At 59.8% G+C, this 16892-nt stretch carries 11 protein-coding genes; 5 read left to right on the forward strand and 6 right to left on the reverse strand.

Annotated elements, in window-relative coordinates; translation table 11 throughout:
* Window positions 1-91: 91 nt before the first annotated feature.
* From putP to NH234_RS03200, 4 genes are all read left to right on the forward strand, one after another.
* Window positions 92-1576, forward strand: coding sequence for a sodium/proline symporter PutP (gene putP / locus NH234_RS03185; protein ID WP_367255612.1), 1485 nt, complete (start codon window positions 92-94; stop codon window positions 1574-1576).
* 226 nt (window positions 1577-1802) lie between these two features.
* The gene (locus NH234_RS03190) at window positions 1803-3818 is read left to right on the forward strand and encodes a type VI secretion system tip protein VgrG (protein ID WP_367255613.1); all 2016 of its coding nucleotides are present in this window, start codon (window positions 1803-1805) and stop codon (window positions 3816-3818) included.
* Entirely contained in the window at window positions 3808-4515 is a 708-nt protein-coding gene (locus NH234_RS03195; RefSeq protein WP_367255614.1) for a DUF4123 domain-containing protein, read from the forward strand. Before NH234_RS03190 ends, NH234_RS03195 begins: the two co-directional genes overlap by 11 nt.
* A 334-nt stretch (window positions 4516-4849) precedes the next feature.
* The gene (locus tag NH234_RS03200) at window positions 4850-5167 is read left to right on the forward strand and encodes a hypothetical protein (RefSeq protein ID WP_085732610.1); all 318 of its coding nucleotides are present in this window, start codon (window positions 4850-4852) and stop codon (window positions 5165-5167) included.
* A gap of 74 nt (window positions 5168-5241) precedes the next feature.
* Here the strand turns inward: NH234_RS03200 and NH234_RS03205 are convergent, their stop codons facing one another.
* Entirely contained in the window at window positions 5242-5655 is a 414-nt protein-coding gene (locus NH234_RS03205; protein ID WP_085732611.1) for a hypothetical protein, read from the reverse strand.
* A gap of 122 nt (window positions 5656-5777) precedes the next feature.
* On the opposite strand from NH234_RS03205, the gene NH234_RS03210 reads away from it, so the two are divergent.
* Window positions 5778-6617 (forward strand): 23S rRNA (adenine(2030)-N(6))-methyltransferase RlmJ, encoded by an 840-nt coding sequence (locus NH234_RS03210; RefSeq protein ID WP_085732612.1) that lies wholly within the window; start codon window positions 5778-5780, stop codon window positions 6615-6617.
* A gap of 49 nt (window positions 6618-6666) precedes the next feature.
* Here the strand turns inward: NH234_RS03210 and msrA are convergent, their stop codons facing one another.
* The 5 genes from msrA to aceE form a co-directional block, all read right to left on the reverse strand.
* Window positions 6667-7332 carry a peptide-methionine (S)-S-oxide reductase MsrA gene (msrA, locus tag NH234_RS03215; RefSeq protein ID WP_085732613.1) on the reverse strand — a complete coding sequence of 222 codons (666 nt, stop codon included), beginning with the start codon at window positions 7330-7332 and terminating at the stop codon, window positions 6667-6669.
* Window positions 7333-7438: 106 nt separating this feature from the next.
* The gene (locus NH234_RS03220; protein ID WP_367255615.1) at window positions 7439-10135 is read right to left on the reverse strand and encodes a putative bifunctional diguanylate cyclase/phosphodiesterase; all 2697 of its coding nucleotides are present in this window, start codon (window positions 10133-10135) and stop codon (window positions 7439-7441) included.
* A 238-nt stretch (window positions 10136-10373) separates the two neighbouring features.
* Complete coding sequence (locus NH234_RS03225; RefSeq protein WP_367257116.1) at window positions 10374-11771, reverse strand: alkaline phosphatase D family protein; 1398 nt, start codon at window positions 11769-11771, stop codon at window positions 10374-10376.
* Window positions 11772-12049: 278 nt separating this feature from the next.
* Window positions 12050-14011: a dihydrolipoyllysine-residue acetyltransferase gene (aceF, locus tag NH234_RS03230; protein WP_367255616.1), complete on the reverse strand. Its 1962-nt coding sequence runs from the start codon at window positions 14009-14011 to the stop codon at window positions 12050-12052.
* Window positions 14012-14022: 11 nt separating this feature from the next.
* Complete coding sequence (gene aceE, locus NH234_RS03235; protein WP_085732617.1) at window positions 14023-16668, reverse strand: pyruvate dehydrogenase (acetyl-transferring), homodimeric type; 2646 nt, start codon at window positions 16666-16668, stop codon at window positions 14023-14025.
* Between the last annotated feature and the right edge of the window lie 224 nt (window positions 16669-16892).

Below are 16892 nucleotides of genomic sequence, written 5' to 3' on the forward strand. Positions count from 1 at the left end.
TGCGTGGCCGTGCGAATCGTCTGTCAGACGTCAGTCTGCAAACGGTGCAACCGCCGCCGCTACATAAAAACAAAGCCAGGGCACGTACGTAATGAGCGCAAGCAATCCAACCCTGATCACGTTCGTGATCTACATCGCAGCAATGGTGCTGATCGGCTTCATGGCCTATCGCTCCACCAACAACCTTTCCGACTACATTCTGGGCGGACGCAGCCTGGGCAGCGTGGTGACCGCATTGTCCGCCGGCGCTTCCGACATGAGCGGCTGGTTGCTGATGGGCCTGCCGGGCGCCATCTACATGTCCGGTCTTTCCGAAAGCTGGATCGCCATCGGCCTGATCGTCGGTGCCTACCTGAACTGGCTGTTCGTCGCCGGCCGTCTGCGTGTTCAAACCGAACACAACGGCGATGCCCTGACTCTGCCGGACTACTTCGCCAGCCGTTTCGAAGACAAAAGCGGTCTGCTGCGGATCATTTCGGCAGTAGTGATTCTGGTGTTCTTCACCATCTACTGTGCTTCCGGCATCGTTGCCGGCGCCCGTCTGTTCGAAAGCACCTTCGGCATGTCCTACGAGACGGCGCTGTGGGCCGGTGCTGCGGCGACGATTGCCTACACCTTCGTCGGCGGTTTCCTCGCGGTGAGCTGGACCGACACTGTACAAGCCACCCTGATGATCTTCGCCCTGATCCTGACTCCGGTCATCGTTCTGCTGGCCACCGGCGGCGTCGACACCACGTTCCTGGCCATCGAAGCCAACGACCCGAGCAACTTCGACATGCTCAAGGGCACCACTTTCATCGGCATCATCTCGCTGATGGGCTGGGGTCTGGGCTACTTCGGCCAGCCGCACATCCTGGCGCGCTTCATGGCCGCTGACTCGGTGAAATCCATCGCCAACGCCCGTCGCATCTCGATGACCTGGATGATCCTGTGCCTGGGCGGCACCGTGGCCGTGGGCTTCTTCGGTATCGCCTACTTCTCGGCCAATCCGGATGTGGCAATGCCAGTGAGCGAAAACCACGAACGTGTGTTCATCGAGCTGGCCAAGCTGCTGTTCAACCCTTGGATTGCCGGTGTCCTGCTGTCGGCGATTCTGGCTGCCGTGATGAGTACCCTGAGCTGCCAGTTGCTGGTGTGCTCGAGCGCCCTGACCGAAGACTTCTACAAGACCTTCCTGCGTAAATCCGCCTCGCAAGTCGAGCTGGTATGGGTCGGCCGCGCCATGGTGTTGCTGGTTGCACTGATCGCCATCGCGATGGCTGCCAATCCGGACAACCGCGTGCTGGGTCTGGTGTCCTACGCCTGGGCCGGTTTCGGCGCTGCCTTCGGTCCGGTCGTGCTGATCTCGGTGATCTGGAAAAAGATGACCCGCAACGGCGCACTGGCCGGCATCCTGGTCGGCGCGATCACTGTGATCGTGTGGAAGCACTTCGAAGTGCTGGGCCTGTACGAAATCATCCCGGGCTTCATCTTCGCCAGCCTGGCCATCTACCTGGTCAGCCTGATGGGCCAGCCAAGCACTGGCATGGTTCAGCGCTTTGAAGCGGCCGAGAAGGACTTCCATCTGAACAAGTGATGGAAATGAGCTGAGGCTCACAAAAAACGGCCCGTTTCCTATAGGAAACGGGCCGTTTTTTATTGCCTGCGATTTTTCTGAAGGAAAAGTCTGTAGTCGAATACGCCGATTCTTGAAGGGGAGATCGAAGTTTCAAGTAGGGAAAATCTGATTTTCCGGTCACCCATCCTGCACCCCTTGCCCCTCATGCAGAATCGCCCGCCCTCAATCTGCAGAGAGACATCGGATGTTCGCGCCTGCCAATCAACCGCGTTTCACGTTGACCGTCGAAGGCGCCCGGTTTGATCTCAAAGTCCTTGAGTTCACGGGCAAGGAAGCCATCAGCCAACCCTTTCGCTTCGACCTGGAGCTGGTCAGCGAACGGCCGGACCTGGACCTTGAAAGCCTGCTGCACTGTCAGGCGTTTCTGGGTTTTGACGAGGACGGTTCCGGTATCCATGGTCAGATCTATCGGGTCGGGCAGGGGGATTCCGGCAAGCGTCTGACCCGCTATCACGTCAGCCTCGTTCCGCGTCTGGCCTATCTCGGTCACCGGATCAATCAGCGCATCTTCCAGCAACAAAGCGTGCCGCAGATCGTGACGCAGATCCTCAAGGATCACGCGATCCTGCGCGATGCTTTCGAGTTTCGCCTCGGCAGCGATTACCCGCCCCGTGAATATTGCGTGCAGTACGCCGAGAGCGATCTGGCGTTCATTCAGCGCCTGTGTGCCGAGGTCGGCATTCATTTCCACTTTCATCACAGCCCGGATGGACATCTGTTGGTGTTCGGCGATGATCAGACCGTGTTCCCGCGTCTGGCCGAGCCGACGCTGTACCTGCCGGGTAGCGGCATGGCAGCGGCGGCACCGGCGATCAAGCGTTTCACCGTCCGCGTTGAGACTCGTACCAGCGTGGTCACACGGCGTGATTACGACTTCAGCAAACCCCGGCTTTCGATGCAAAGTCGCGCCGAGAGCGAACAGCGCCCGGTGCTGGAGGATTACCACTTTCCCGGCCAGTTCACCGAGCGTGAAACCGGAAAGCAGCTGGCCCAGCGCACCCTTGAACGACATGTGGCCGACTATCGTCAGGCCGAGGGCCACAGCGATCAATCCGCCCTCGTCAGTGGACATTTCCTGCAGCTGACCGAGCATCCGCGCCAGGATTTGAATGATCTCTGGCTGCTGACTGCTGTCGAGCACCATGGACGACAGCCGCAAGTGCTGGAGGAATCGGTCACCAGCGATGGCGATGAATTCCAGGGTTACCGTAATACCTTTCTCGCCACGCCGTGGGATGTGTTCTTCCGCCCGCCGATGGGCCCGGAAAAACCACGGATGCTTGGCTATCAACCGGCCGTGGTCACAGGCCCCAAAGACAGTGAAATCCATTGCGACGAGTACGGTCGGGTCAAGGTGCAACTGGCCTGGGATCGCGACGGCGAACTCAACGAGCATTCCAGCTGTTGGCTGCGGGTCGCCAGCGGCTGGGCTCATGACCGTTACGGCAGCGTGCTGATTCCACGGGTCGGTATGGAAGTGCTGGTGGGGTTCATCGATTCCGACGCCGACAAACCGTTGGTCATGGGCTGCCTGCCAAACGCGGCGACGCCGATACCGCTGGATCTACCAGCCGACAAGACCCGCAGCATCTTCCGCAGCCAGAGCAGTCCGGGCGGCGGCGGTTACAACGAATTGCGCATCGAGGATCGCAAGGGCGCAGAGGAAATCTACCTGCGCGCCCAGCGAAACTGGACGCAGCATGTGTTGAATGATCAGCAGGTGCAGGTCGACAACCAGCGCAGTGTCGTTGTGACCGGTCTCGCCAAGCATGAACTGAAGGCCGATGAGCAGCGCATCACCCACGGCCAGCGGCAGACCGAGGTGAAGCAGGATGACCACCTCACGGTGACCGGTGATCGGCACATTCGGGTGAGCAATCAGGCGATCAACGCCAGTGCGCAATTTCATGTCAGCGCCGGCCAGCAGGTGGTGATCGACGGCGGGGCGAGCGCGACGATTCAGGCGGGCGGGCAGTGGATCAACATCGGCCCCGGCGGGATCTTCAGCAGTGTGCCGATTGTGGTGGGTGGTGCGCCGATGGCGGCGATGAGCGCCGCGCCGACAGTGCCGGGTTTGCCGGAAAAGCTGATCGCAGCACCGGCAGCGATTCTGACTGCTGCGCAAATCATGAGCCTTAAAGGAGACGCACCGTTCTGCGAAGAATGCGAGCGCTGTAAGGACGGTGTCTGTGCAGCCTGATCAATGGTTGAAGGATGAGCCGCTGAAACCGTCGGAGCAGTTGTTCGCGGTTTTCAGTTGTGCCAGTGCGGTGGACCCGCTGAAAGCCTGGCCGTGGAATGCGCAGATACCGAAACCGGTCTGGGCGGAAACGATCTATGCCGAGTGGGATGCGGTGATGCCCTATGTGGGAATCGTCGACGCGGGCAGTGAGTTTCTGGATTGGGTGGCGACCACGGAGTATCGCGGCTGGGGCTGGCTGGCGGTCTCTTCGGCGGGGCTTGAGGCGGTGGTCGAGCACTTTCGCAGTTTGACTCAGGTGCTGATGCCGGACGGGAAAGCGGTGTTCTTGCGGTTTTGGGATGGGCGGTTTTTGTTGCCAATCCTTGAGTCGTCCGAGGTGGATGCCGGGCAATTGCTGCCGATTCTCACGCGAGGCTTGATCAACGGTCAGGCCGTCGGGATCGGGGGCAGGGCGCAGGTCTCGGGACGGGAATTTCCTTGGTGGACGGTGCCGGAAAAGCTGCTGGCGCAATTCGGTGGTGATGCCCGGATCAACAACGCCTTGCAGTGGTTGAGCGAGGAGCAGCCGGTGTTGTTCGAGGCGTTTCCCGCTGATGTCTTGCGCTGCAAGGTTGTCAGGTTTTTTGCGGTTTCGGCGTCGGAGGAATCGTCGGCTTCGGCATTGCTGGACTACTTGCGGGACGAGTCAGAGTGATATTTCCGGGCAAGGGCTTCGGACGTTTCCTGTGAGTTGCGGCGGTTTGCGTGAACTGGTGGGCGCGGTGGTGCGGGGATAGTCTTTTGGCTGTCACTGCGGGAGTGGTGACAGGGCGTAGGAACCCTTGGAAAACTCACCGTGCATCAGCTCTGCCCTTCGATTGCGGCACTTGAATGTGCCCATGACATTGTTCGCGGCGGCTGTGCGCGGGAACGCTTCGGCGTGGCTGAGTTTGGTGGGTTCCTCAGCTTCCTACTCTCGCGTACAGCTGCCACCCAAACCTGTAGGAAGGTCGTTGGCAGCTTCACTTGACCTGCCGAGGTGCAAAAATATGTCGACGTTAAAACCCGATCCACCCTACGAACCCTTCATCCCTCACCCCGACAACCGCCTCATGGCGCTGACCAGCAACTGCAACGACATGCCCACCCTGTTCATCGACACCCACGCCCCGCTCGACATCCTGATGGACGCCGCCAACTACCGCATCCGCGCCGTGATCCAGGTCCTGGAAAACATGTGCATGCGCGGCTCGGTCGAGTGCGACTCGGTCATCCTCAGCGACTTCGCCCAGCTCTGCGTGATTCCGTTGCGCGACGGCTGTGATGTCTTGGATGTGATTGGCAAGCGCCTACGTACACAGGCCTGACAGTCCCTGCAAACTCCCTCGCCAAAACAGCGAACTCAAAGGAGCGCCCGAATGTAGCCTCTGCCGTTGGGTGATCATTCCGAGACGTAAGCGTCCTGGGTCTTGATGAAGCTGTCGAAAGCCTGGGAGTTGTAAACCTCAAGGCATGCGTAAAACACAGCTTTCCGATTTGAGAGCTGGTTGGCCGAGGATGTCTGATCGTAGGCAGCGAGTACGTAGTTTTCGGTTTCTTTGTAAGGATCGTGCACGACTTCCAGTGTGTCCTCATTCTGAACAACGGTGTGCAGGCCTTTGCCCATGAACGAGTAGGCTCCGGCAGACAATCCGATGTCTTTTTCCAGTGCAGACTGTTCTTTGAATGGCGCCAGGATGCAGTGGCTCAAACCGTAGTTCTTTAGATTCTGGCGTGCTTGTTCGGTGTGTTTTTCATCAGCGAAGGCGTGCCAGGAACCAAGCAGACACAGGAAAAAAATGATCCGGCGGTACATGATTTTCAGACTTCCTGTCAGGTGGTTGCGGCCAGTGTAACGCCGGGAACGCCCACTCAGCCCCCAACCCCTGACTTGCCGCCCGGTAAAAGGTAAACTTCACGGCCCTCGCAGGAGCAGCCATGAATTATCGTCACGCCTTCCATGCCGGCAATCACGCCGATGTGTTCAAACACCTGACCTTGACCCGCCTCATCGCCCTGATGTCGCGTAAGGAGCAGCCGTTTGCCTATCTCGACAGCCACGCCGGCATCGGTCTGTATGACCTGCAGGGCGATCAGGCCAACCGTACCGGCGAGTATCTGGAAGGCATCGCGCGCTTGTGGGATCAGCCGGATCTGCCGGCGCTGACCGCCGATTACATGAACGTGCTGCACGAGATGAACCCGGATGGCCAGTTGCGCTATTACCCGGGTTCGCCGGAGCTGGCGCGGCGTCTGACCCGTTCCCAGGATCGTGTGCTGCTCAACGAGAAGCATCCGGAAGACGGCGTGCTGCTCAAGGACAACATGAAGGGCGACCGTCGTGTGGCCGTGCATCTGGGCGAGGGCTGGCATGTGGCGCGGGCGTTGCTGCCGGTGGCCGAGAAGCGCGCTGTGATGCTGATCGACCCGCCGTTCGAGAAACTCGACGAGATGCAGCGTTGCGCGGCGTCCTTGAAAGAGGCGATCTCGCGGATGCGCCAAACCGTGGCGGCCATCTGGTATCCGGTGAAGGATCAGCGCGCGCTGCGTCGTTTCTATCTGGATCTGGCCGGCACCGGTGCGCCAAAGTTGCTGCGGGTCGAGTTGCTGGTGCATCCGCTGGACACGCCGAACAGCCTGAACGGCTCTGGCCTGGCGATTGCCAATCCGCCGTGGGGGCTGGAGGAAGAATTGCGTGAGCTGCTGCCGTGGCTGTCCAAGAAACTTGGGCAAACCCAGGGTGGATGGCAGATGGATTGGTTGATCGCCGAGAGCTGATCGACCGTCAATCGCTCCCACGCCAAGCGCGGGAGCGATCAGGGCGGGCTTAGTTACCCGCCAGACTCGGCGGCATGCAAACGCCCGTGCCGCCAATCCCGCAGTAGCCTTCCGGATTTTTCGCCAGGTACTGCTGGTGATAGGTCTCGGCGAAGTAAACGGTCGGGGCCTGTTCAATCTCGGTGCTGATTTCACCCAGCCCCGCCTTCGACAGCTCAGCCTGATAAACGGCCTTGCTCTTCAGCGCCGCATCCAGTTGCTCCGGGTGGGTCGCGTAAATCACCGAACGGTACTGGGTGCCGATGTCATTGCCCTGACGCATGCCCTGGGTCGGGTTGTGCAATTCCCAGAACATCGCCAGCAGTTCTTCGTAGCTGACCTTGGCCTTGTCATACACCACCAGCACCACTTCAGCGTGGCCGGTCAGGCCCGAGCAGACTTCTTCGTAGGTCGGGTTCGGCGTGTAACCGCCGGCGTAGCCGACCACGGTGCTGACCACACCTTCACGCTGCCAGAAGCGGCGTTCCGCACCCCAGAAGCAACCCAGACCGAAAATCGCGAAGTCGACGTCCTGAAAGAACGGGCCCAGCAACGGCGTCTCGGTGAAAACAAAGTGTTTTTCAGGCAGGGCCATCGGGGTTTCGCGGCCGGGCAGAGCTTGTTCTTTAGTCGGTAGCACGTTTTTGTTCACCAGAATTTCCGAGCGCAGAACCATGATCGTTCCTCTCAGTCAGGATGGGATGTCAATACACAGACCGCCAGTGTGCCCAATGATGCCCAGTTAATCACTAGTCAAAATGTGCGGGTACTGCGGTTGATGTTTACAGAGGGAGAGGGCCGCGCGGGTAGCGCTTGAGCGCCTGGATCAGCTCGCCGCCCGGAATCGGCCGGTCGAACAGGTAGCCCTGGCCGACGTCGCAGCGGTGCCGGCGCAGGAATGCCAGTTGCTCGGCGGTCTCGATGCCTTCGGCCACGACCTTGAGTTTCAGGTTGTGGGCCATGGCGATCACGGCGGAGGTGATTTCCATGTCGTCCTGGTTGTCCGGGATTTCGTGGATGAAGCTGCGATCGATCTTGATGATGTCGATCGGGAATTTTTTCAGGTAGCTGAGCGACGAGTAACCGGTGCCGAAGTCGTCCATGGCCAGGGTCAGTCCCAGGCGCTTGAGCTGATCGAGTTGCAAGTGGGTGTCTTCGGTGGCTTCCAGCAGTAGGCCTTCGGTCAGCTCCAGTTCCAGCAGATTGGCCGGCAGTGCTTCTTCCTTGAGGATGTTGGCGATGGAGGCCACCAGATCCGGGTCGGAGAACTGCTTGGGCGACAGGTTGATCGCCACTTGCAGGTTGCCCATCCCGGCGGCGGTCAGCGCCTTGCTCATGCGGCAGGCCTGGCGGGCGATCCACTTGCCGATCGGAATGATCAGGCCGGTTTCCTCGGCCACGCTGATGAACTGGTCCGGGCGAATCATGCCGCGCTCCGGGTGGTTCCAGCGCAGCAGCGCTTCCATGCCCAGCAATCGGCCGCTGCGCAGGCACAGCTTCGGCTGGTAGAAAACATCCAGTTCGTTCTGGGTCAGGGCGCGGCGCAGGTTGTTCTCGACGAACAGTTTGTAGCTGGCCTCGGCGTTCAGTGCCTCGGTGAACACCTGCACCTGATGTTTGCCGTTGGCCTTGGCTTTGTGCAGGGCGAGGCCGGCGTTGCGCATCAGGGTCTGCGGGTCGCGGCCGTGCAGCGGCGCGCAGGCCAGGCCCACGGAGCCGGTGACGCTGATCAACTGGTTGTCGACGAACATCGGTTTGTCGAGGGTCAGCAGCAATTGGCTGGCGATCCGTTGACCGGCTTCGAGGTCGGTGTTGTCGAGCAACACCGCGAATTCGTTACTGGCGAATCGCGCCAGGCTGCCGCTCGGGCTCAGGCTGTTACGCAGGCGCCGGGCCAGGCTGATCAACAGTTTGTCGCCGGTCTGGTGGCCGAGGCTGTCGTTGATCCGCTTGAAGTTGTCGATGTCCACCAGCAGCAGGCTGATCGGGGTATCGCTGTCTCGGGCGAAGCGTTCATCCAGATTGCGGATAAATGCAGGGCGGTTGCCGAGGTTGGTCAGGTTGTCGGTGTAGGCCAGGCGCTCGATGCGCTGCTGCGCCAGTTTGGTCTGGGTGATGTCTTCGTAGATGCCGATGTAATGCGTCAGCTCACGGTTGTCGCCGTAGACCTTGGAGATCGACAACTGGCCCCAGTAGGGTTCGAGGTTTTTGCGGCGACTCTTGAATTCACCCTGCCAGCTGTTGCTCTTGGCCAGCGCCGAGGGCGCGTCGAACAGCAGCTCGCTCAGGTTTTCCAGGGCCGGCAGTTCCGACAGGCGCTGGCCGTGGACTTCCTCGGTGGTGTACTGGGTGATCGCGGTGAAGCTCGGGTTGACGTACTCGACCACGCCGTCGCAATTGACCAGCAAAAAGGCGTTTGCACTTTGCTCGACCGCGCGCTGGAACAGGTGCAGAGCGCTGGTAGCGGTGCGGCGGTTGTGATTGTTGATGACCTGGGCGAACTGGTCAGCGAGTTCACCGGCAAAGGCGATCTCGTCGGACTGCCAGGCGCGTGTCACGCCGGTCTGCTCCAGGCACAGCACGCCGACCACCTGGCCGTCGACGCGGATGCTGGCGTCGAGCATGGCGTTGACGTCGCGCGGGCGCAGGGCCTCGGCCATTTCCCGGGTGCGCGGGTCGCGCATCGCGTTGTGCGCGTCGATGGCGCGGCTGCCGTGCAATGCGTCCATGTAATCGGGGAAGCCGCTGACGTCGATCACCTCCGGCAGGATGTATTCCTGGGTGGCGCGGTGATAGGCCGAGATCGGCACCAGTTTCTGGCCTTCGAGGTTCCACAGGCTGGCGCAGTCAATTTCATAGATATCGCAGGCGCAGCGGGTGATCAGCTCGGCGGCTTCTTGCAGGGAGTTCTGGCTGCTGTAGCGCTGGCGGGCCAGCAACAGGATCAGATCCTGCTGGGCGCGCACCCGCTCCAGATGTTGCAGTTGTTCCTGCTGGGCACGCTGATTGAGCTCAAGGGCAATTTGCAGGCGCGAGTTCTGGGTTTCCAGGTCGACGGACGGCAGCGTCGGCGCCTCGTCGAACACGTCGTCGACCGCCAGCAGATAACCGCGCAGCAAGTGGCGGTTGTGCTGTTTGTAGGCTTCACCGAGTTCAAGAATGCTCAGCGCACCGGCGGCGGTGTGCAGGGTATAACGCACCAGATAATGCGGACTGTCACGCAGTTGTTGCTGGATCGCATCGTGCAGCTGATAGCGCGCTTCGGGCTCCATCAGGCTGGCGTAGGGTGAACCGACCAACGCGCAGAGTTCGACGGCAGGCTGGCCGAACTGGCGTTCACAATTGGGATCGAGAAACAGCATCGCCCAGCTGGCTTCATTCAGGCGCTCGAAACGCAGCATGCCGAGCCGCGAGGGCACAGGCAACTGCGTCACTACCTCGGCCACCATACGGCTGGCGGCATCGGGTTGGCTCTTCATGAAGGGAACTCGCTTGGAAATTTGCTGAACGCGCCGGGCTCTCGCCCTCTTTACTGTTGCCTGCGGCAAGGTTGCATCATTGCGGCACCGACTGACAAGAGACATGAAGGCCAAGTGCTATAAGAATATGTCGGCTGCACCGGACATTTCTCCAGCGGGCGCTGGAAAGTAATGCAGTGGCGCGCTGAGAGCGCCGTTCCAGAGCCTTCTGACGTCCGGAGCGGCGGCATTTTTCCATTCAGCGCAGTGGAATGTCGATTGATTGCAAGTGTTTGCCATCCCGGTCGTGGTAGTTGACCCGGATGTGTTCGGCCTCGACCACCATGTGGGCAAAATTGTCCTGACTGACGACCTGGCTGGTCAACGTATGCCGATATTCTCCCGTGTCTGTGCGTGCCAGCGGCTGATCGAGAATGAACATCGATGCCGTGGCATAGGGCAACAGTTTGCTGTTGCTCAAAGGCGAGGACACGATGGTGTTCACTTCGAAGTCAGGATCGTCGCTCTGGGTCAGGCGGGATGTCAGCGAGCCATGCACGTCCCCGGAGATGAATACGACGTTCCTGATCCGATGCAGGCGGATGGTTTCCAGCAGGCGCAATCGCTGTTCCGGGAAGCCCATCCAGGCATCCACGCCGTTCATTCTGCGATCCGGGTAAAACATGACGCTGGTGACCACGAACTTGACCCGCGCAAGGCTTTCGATCAGCCACTTGCACAAGGCCTGTTCCTGTTCTTCATCCAGGATGCAGCGGTTTTCGCTGGATAAGTTGCGACGGGTTCGGCTATCGGTCACAAACCATTCGATATCGCCATCGCTGAATTGATACCAGTAATGCTTCAACGAAGAATGATCTGCTTGATCGTTAGTTGTGAGCGAGCAGGCCGGGCTGTGACTGGCCTGATAGATTTCGTAAGCCGCCATTGCATTGCTAAACAGTACTTCGCCGGATGTGTCGGCATTCACCGGCCAGTTATCTTCTATTTCATGGTCGTCGAGAATCATGTAGGTAGAAGTGCCTGACATCAGTCGTTGGATATGGGGTTGGGAAAAGGCTGCGCGATACTTTGCAATGATCTCGTTATATTCGCGGTCCGGTGCAATCAGGTTCAAATCATCGGCGTAGATCTGGTCACCGCTCATCATGATTGCACTGACTGGTGGTTGTGTCCCCTCGATCAGTTGGCTGATCGAGGCGAAGATCCGGTCACCCAGTTGTGGCAGCACGGGGATACCGGCGGTCAGTCGCAAGTAACGGCAGGAGCCGAGGATGTAGGCCCGCGGTTGCAGAGGCTGGCTGCTACGGGTGCGAAAGCGATAGGTTTCCCGTGGCCATTGCAATGGCAGTTCCGCCACGCTTTCAATCGTATGAGTCGGGCTCATGGGACTGAACCAGCCGGTCTGGTATTCGTAGTCGGTGTCGGCGCTCAAGTTGTCGAGCATGAGAACGCCGGACTGGTCACGACTGGCATCAAGTTTGATAAATAGTCCTTTTGACCATTTTTTTGAATTGGTTGTCCGGTAACGAATGCCGGTAAATGCCGCAGCGTTACTTTGAAAGTCGCCGCGCACAAAGATTCTTGCCTGACTAGTTGTAGTGTGACCAATAATCGGGCCGACAGTAGGCTTAAGCATGTTCGAATCCATTCGAATAAAAGTTAATCAGGAATAAAGTTTCCAACTTGGATTGGTTGACTTTGGTGCGCCAAGATTAGTTGTCTGCTGCTAAAAAATGTCGACAGGAAGTGGACTTAAGTCGTGGCTTATATCAGCGCAAGTTGTGGGAAAAGTGCAGGCCTGTGCTATTTCAGGCAAAAAAAAGCCCCGCCAAACTGACGGGGTTGAGGTACGAGCGTGTGGCGCTCGAAAACGTGGAACGCAGTCGGCCCTCCGTTGCCGGAGGGCCGAGCGCTTTACAGCAGGATGGTGCGGATGTCCGCCAGCAGATCGCTCAGACGCTTGGTGAAGCGTGCAGCAGCGGCGCCGTTGATCACACGATGATCGTAGGACAGCGACAGCGGCAGCATCAGTTTCGGCTGGAAGGCTTTGCCGTCCCAGACTGGCTGGATGGTTGCCTTGGAAACACCGAGGATCGCCACTTCCGGCGCGTTGACGATCGGCGTGAAGCCGGTGCCGCCAATGTGGCCGAGGCTGGAAATGGTGAAGCAGGCGCCTTGCATCTCGTCCGACGAGAGCTTCTTGGTCCGGGCTTTTTCAGCCAGGGAAGCGGCCTCGGCGGCCAGTTGCAGCAGGCTCTTCTGGTCGACGTTCTTGATGACCGGTACCAGCAGGCCATCCGGGGTGTCGACGGCGAAGCCGATGTTCACGTATTTCTTGCGGATGATCGCCTTGCCGCTTGGAGCCAGCGAGCTGTTGAAGTCCGGCAGTTCCTTGAGCAGGTGTGCGCAGGACTTGAGCAGCAGCGGCAGAATGGTCAGCTTGACGCCGGCCTTCTCTGCGACAGCTTTTTGTGCGTTGCGGAACGCTTCCAGCTCGGTGATATCCGCCGAGTCGAATTGCGTCACGTGCGGCACGTTCAGCCAGCTGCGGTGCAGGTTGGCGGCGCCGACCTGCATCAGGCGGGTCATCGGCACTTCTTCGATTTCGCCGAAGCGGCTGAAGTCGACGACCGGAATCGGCGGGATGCCCGCGCCACCGGTTGCACCAGCAGCAGCGGCCGGCGCTTCCTTGGCCTTTTGCATCATGGCTTTGACGTAAGTCTGCACGTCTTCTTTCAGGATGCGACCGTGCGGACCGCTGGCACCGACAGCGCTCAGCTCGACGCCGAACTCGCGAGCCAGTTGACGCACGGCAGGGCCGGCGTGAACTTTCGCACCAGGCTTGGCTGGAGCAGCAACCGGGGCGGCAGCAGGTGCAGCGGCAGCCGGAGCAGCAGCTGGCGCCGGAGCGCTAGGAGCAGCAGCGGCAGCGGCAGCTGGAGCTGGGGCAGCAGCCGGAGCGGCGCCTTTGACTTTCAGCTTGAGGATCAGGTCGCCGGTGCCGACTTCGTCATCCAGCTTGATGGAAATGCTTTCCACCACGCCAGCGGCAGGCGATGGGATTTCCATGCTCGCCTTGTCGGATTCCAGGGTGATCAGCGACTGGTCGGCTTCAACGCTGTCGCCAGCCTTGACCAGCACCTCGATGATCTTGGCCTTGCCGGCCGAGCCGATGTCCGGCACGTGGATGTCCTGAACGCTGTCGGCAACCGGTGCGGCAGGTGCAGCGGCCGGAGCCGGCGCAGCGGCAGCGGCTGGAGACGCCTGGGCCGGAGCGGCAGCAGCAGGGGCAGCAGCACCCGCCACTTCCAGATCCAGGATCAGGTCACCAGTGCCGACTTCGTCGTTCAACTTGACGCTGATGGCCTTGACCACGCCAGCGGCAGGCGACGGGATTTCCATGCTCGCCTTGTCGGATTCCAGAGTGATCAGCGACTGATCAGCCTCGACGGTGTCGCCAACCTTGACCTGAATCTCGATGATCTGGGCCTTGCCCGACGAACCGATGTCCGGCACGTGCACTTGCTGAACCGAAGCGGCAGCTGGGGCAGCGACTGGCGCGGCAGCAGCAGGAGCGGCAGCCGGTTTGGCTTCAGCTTTTGCAGCCGGCGCAGCGGCAGGCGCTGGGGCCGCTTGCGCGGCGCCCTCGACTTCCAGCTCCAGCAGTTCGTCGCCTTCTTTCAGGCGATCGCCCAGCTTCACTTTCAGGCTCTTGATGACGCCGGCTTTCGGGGCCGGCACTTCCATGCTGGCCTTGTCCGATTCCAGGGTCAGGATGCTTTGGTCGGCTTCGATACGGTCGCCGACCTTCACAAACAGTTCGATTACTTCACCTTCACCGCTGCCGATGTCAGGTACGCGAATGAGTTCGCTCACAGAGTTTCTCCTCAGCAGTCCAGTGGGTTGCGTTTTTCCGGGTCGATGCCGAACTTGGTGATGGCCTCGGCCACGACTTTAGGTTCGATATCGCCACGGTCAGCCAGTGCTTCCAGGGCTGCCAACACCACGAAATGACGGTCGACTTCGAAGAAATGACGCAGTTTCTTGCGGCTGTCGCTGCGGCCGAAACCGTCGGTGCCCAGGACTTTGAATTCCTTGGACGGTACCCACTGACGGATCTGCTCGGCGAACAGTTTCATGTAGTCGGTGGAGGCGATGACCGGACCCTTACGGCCGCTCAGGCACTCTTCGACGTAGCTGCGCTTAGGCTTCTGGCCTGGTTTCAGACGGTTGCTGCGCTCTACGGCCAGGCCGTCGCGACGCAGTTCGTTGAAGCTGGTGACGCTCCACACATCGGCGCCGATGTTGAACTCTTCACGCAGGATCTTCGCCGCTTCACGGACTTCACGCAGGATGGTGCCGGAGCCCATCAGCTGTACGTGGTGCGCCGCTTCGCGGGTGTCTTCTTCCAGCAGGTACATGCCTTTCTTGATGCCTTCTTCGGCACCGGCCGGCATGGCTGGCTGCTGGTAGGACTCGTTCATCACGGTGATGTAATAGAAGATGTCCTGTTGCTCTTCGGTCATCTTCTTCATGCCGTCCTGAATGATCACCGCCAGCTCGTAGCCGTAGGTCGGATCGTAGGTGCGGCAGTTCGGGATGGTGGCAGCCAGCAGGTGGCTGTGACCGTCTTCGTGCTGCAGGCCTTCACCGTTCAGGGTGGTACGGCCGGCGGTGCCGCCGATCAGGAAGCCACGGGTACGGCTGTCGCCGGCAGCCCAGGCCAGGTCGCCGATACGCTGGAAGCCGAACATCGAGTAGAAGATGTAGAACGGCAGCATTGGCTGGTTGTGGCTGGAGTACGAAGTACCGGCCGCGATGAAGGAGCTCATGGCGCCTGCTTCGTTGATGCCTTCTTCAAGGATCTGACCTTTCTGGTCTTCCTTGTAGAACATCACCTGGTCTTTATCGACTGGCTCGTAGAGCTGGCCGACGGACGAGTAGATGCCCAGCTGACGGAACATGCCTTCCATACCGAAGGTACGGGCTTCGTCCGGGATGATCGGAACGATGCGCGGGCCGATTTCCTTGTCCTTGACCAGTTGCGCGAGGATCCGCACGAACGCCATGGTGGTGGAAATTTCACGGTCGCCCGAACCGTCGAGGATTGCCTTGAGGGTATCCAGATCCGGAGTCGGTACGCTGAAGCTCTGTGCACGACGCTGAGGCACGAAACCGCCCAGTGCGGCGCGGCGCTCGGCCAGGTAACGGGCTTCGGCGCTGTTTGGCTCCGGCTTGAAGAACGGCAGGTTTTCCAGCTCTTCGTCTTTCACCGGGATGTCGAAGCGGTCGCGGAACAGCTTCAGGCTGTCGACGTCGACTTTCTTGGTGTTGTGCGCGGTGTTCTTCGCTTCGCCCGCACCGGTACCGTAACCCTTGATGGTCTTGGCCAGGATGACGGTCGGTTGTTCTTTGTGGTTGACCGCTTCGTGGTACGCCGCGTAGACCTTGTACGGGTCGTGGCCGCCACGGTTGAGTTTCCAGATCTCGTCGTCGGACAGGTCGGCAACCATCGCCTTGAGTTCAGGCGTGTTGAAGAAGTGTTCACGCACGAACGCGCCGTCTTTGGCTTTGTAGTTCTGGTACTCGCCGTCGATGACTTCGTCCATGCGACGTTGCAGGATGCCGTCGACGTCCTTGGCCAGCAGTGGGTCCCAGAAACGGCCCCAGATGACTTTGGTCACGTTCCACTGAGCACCGCGGAACACGCCTTCGAGTTCCTGGATGATCTTGCCGTTGCCGCGAACCGGGCCGTCGAGGCGCTGCAGGTTGCAGTTGATGACGAAGATCAGGTTGTCCAGCTTCTCGCGGCCGGCCAGGGAGATTGCGCCCAGGGATTCCGGCTCGTCGCACTCGCCGTCGCCCAGGAAGCACCAGACTTTCTGTTTGCCCGGCTGGATGAAACCGCGGTGTTCCAGGTACTTCATGAAGCGTGCCTGGTAGATCGCCTGGATCGGGCCCAGACCCATCGAAACGGTCGGGAACTGCCAGAAGTCAGGCATCAGCCAAGGGTGCGGATAGGACGACAGGCCCTGACCGTCGACTTCCTGGCGGAAGTTGTTCATCTGGTCTTCGGAAATGCGGCCTTCCATGAACGCACGGGCGTAGACGCCTGGCGAGGTGTGACCCTGGAAGTAGATCAGGTCGCCGCCGTGTTCGTCGGTCGGGGCCTGGAAGAAGTAGTTGAAACCGATGTCGTACAGGGTCGCGCTGGAGGCGAAGCTGGAGATGTGACCGCCCAGGTCAGAATCTTTCAGGTTCGTACGCATTACCATGGCCATCGCGTTCCAGCGTACCAACGAGCGAATGCGGCGTTCCATGAACAGGTCGCCAGGCATGCGTGCTTCGTGGGTAACTGGGATGGTGTTGCGGTAAGGCGTGGTGATGGCGTAAGGCAGTTGCGAGCCGCTGCGGGTCGCGAGTTCGCCCATACGGGTCATCAGATAGTGAGCACGGTCTTCGCCTTCTTTGTCGAGAACCGATTCCAGGGCGTCCAGCCATTCCTGGGTTTCGACGGGATCGAGGTCTTGCATGGCTTGCTCCAGGGCGGAAAGGCTTCCAGAATCGGTTGCCTGAGTTTGCGACTGGCCTTGTGGGCAGACGATTTAAAATTCTTGGATTGCCGACAGGTTGTTCCGGCGGCGTGTAGTTTTACTACAAATCATCCGGCATTTCAGCCTTTCGAATGTATAGACGAGTAGTAAAACTACAGATGAAAGGCTTGTGGCCTCCGACTGCGTTGTGAGAATAATCGTTA

This window comes from Pseudomonas sp. stari2, assembly GCF_040760005.1.
GTDB lineage: Bacteria > Pseudomonadota > Gammaproteobacteria > Pseudomonadales > Pseudomonadaceae > Aquipseudomonas.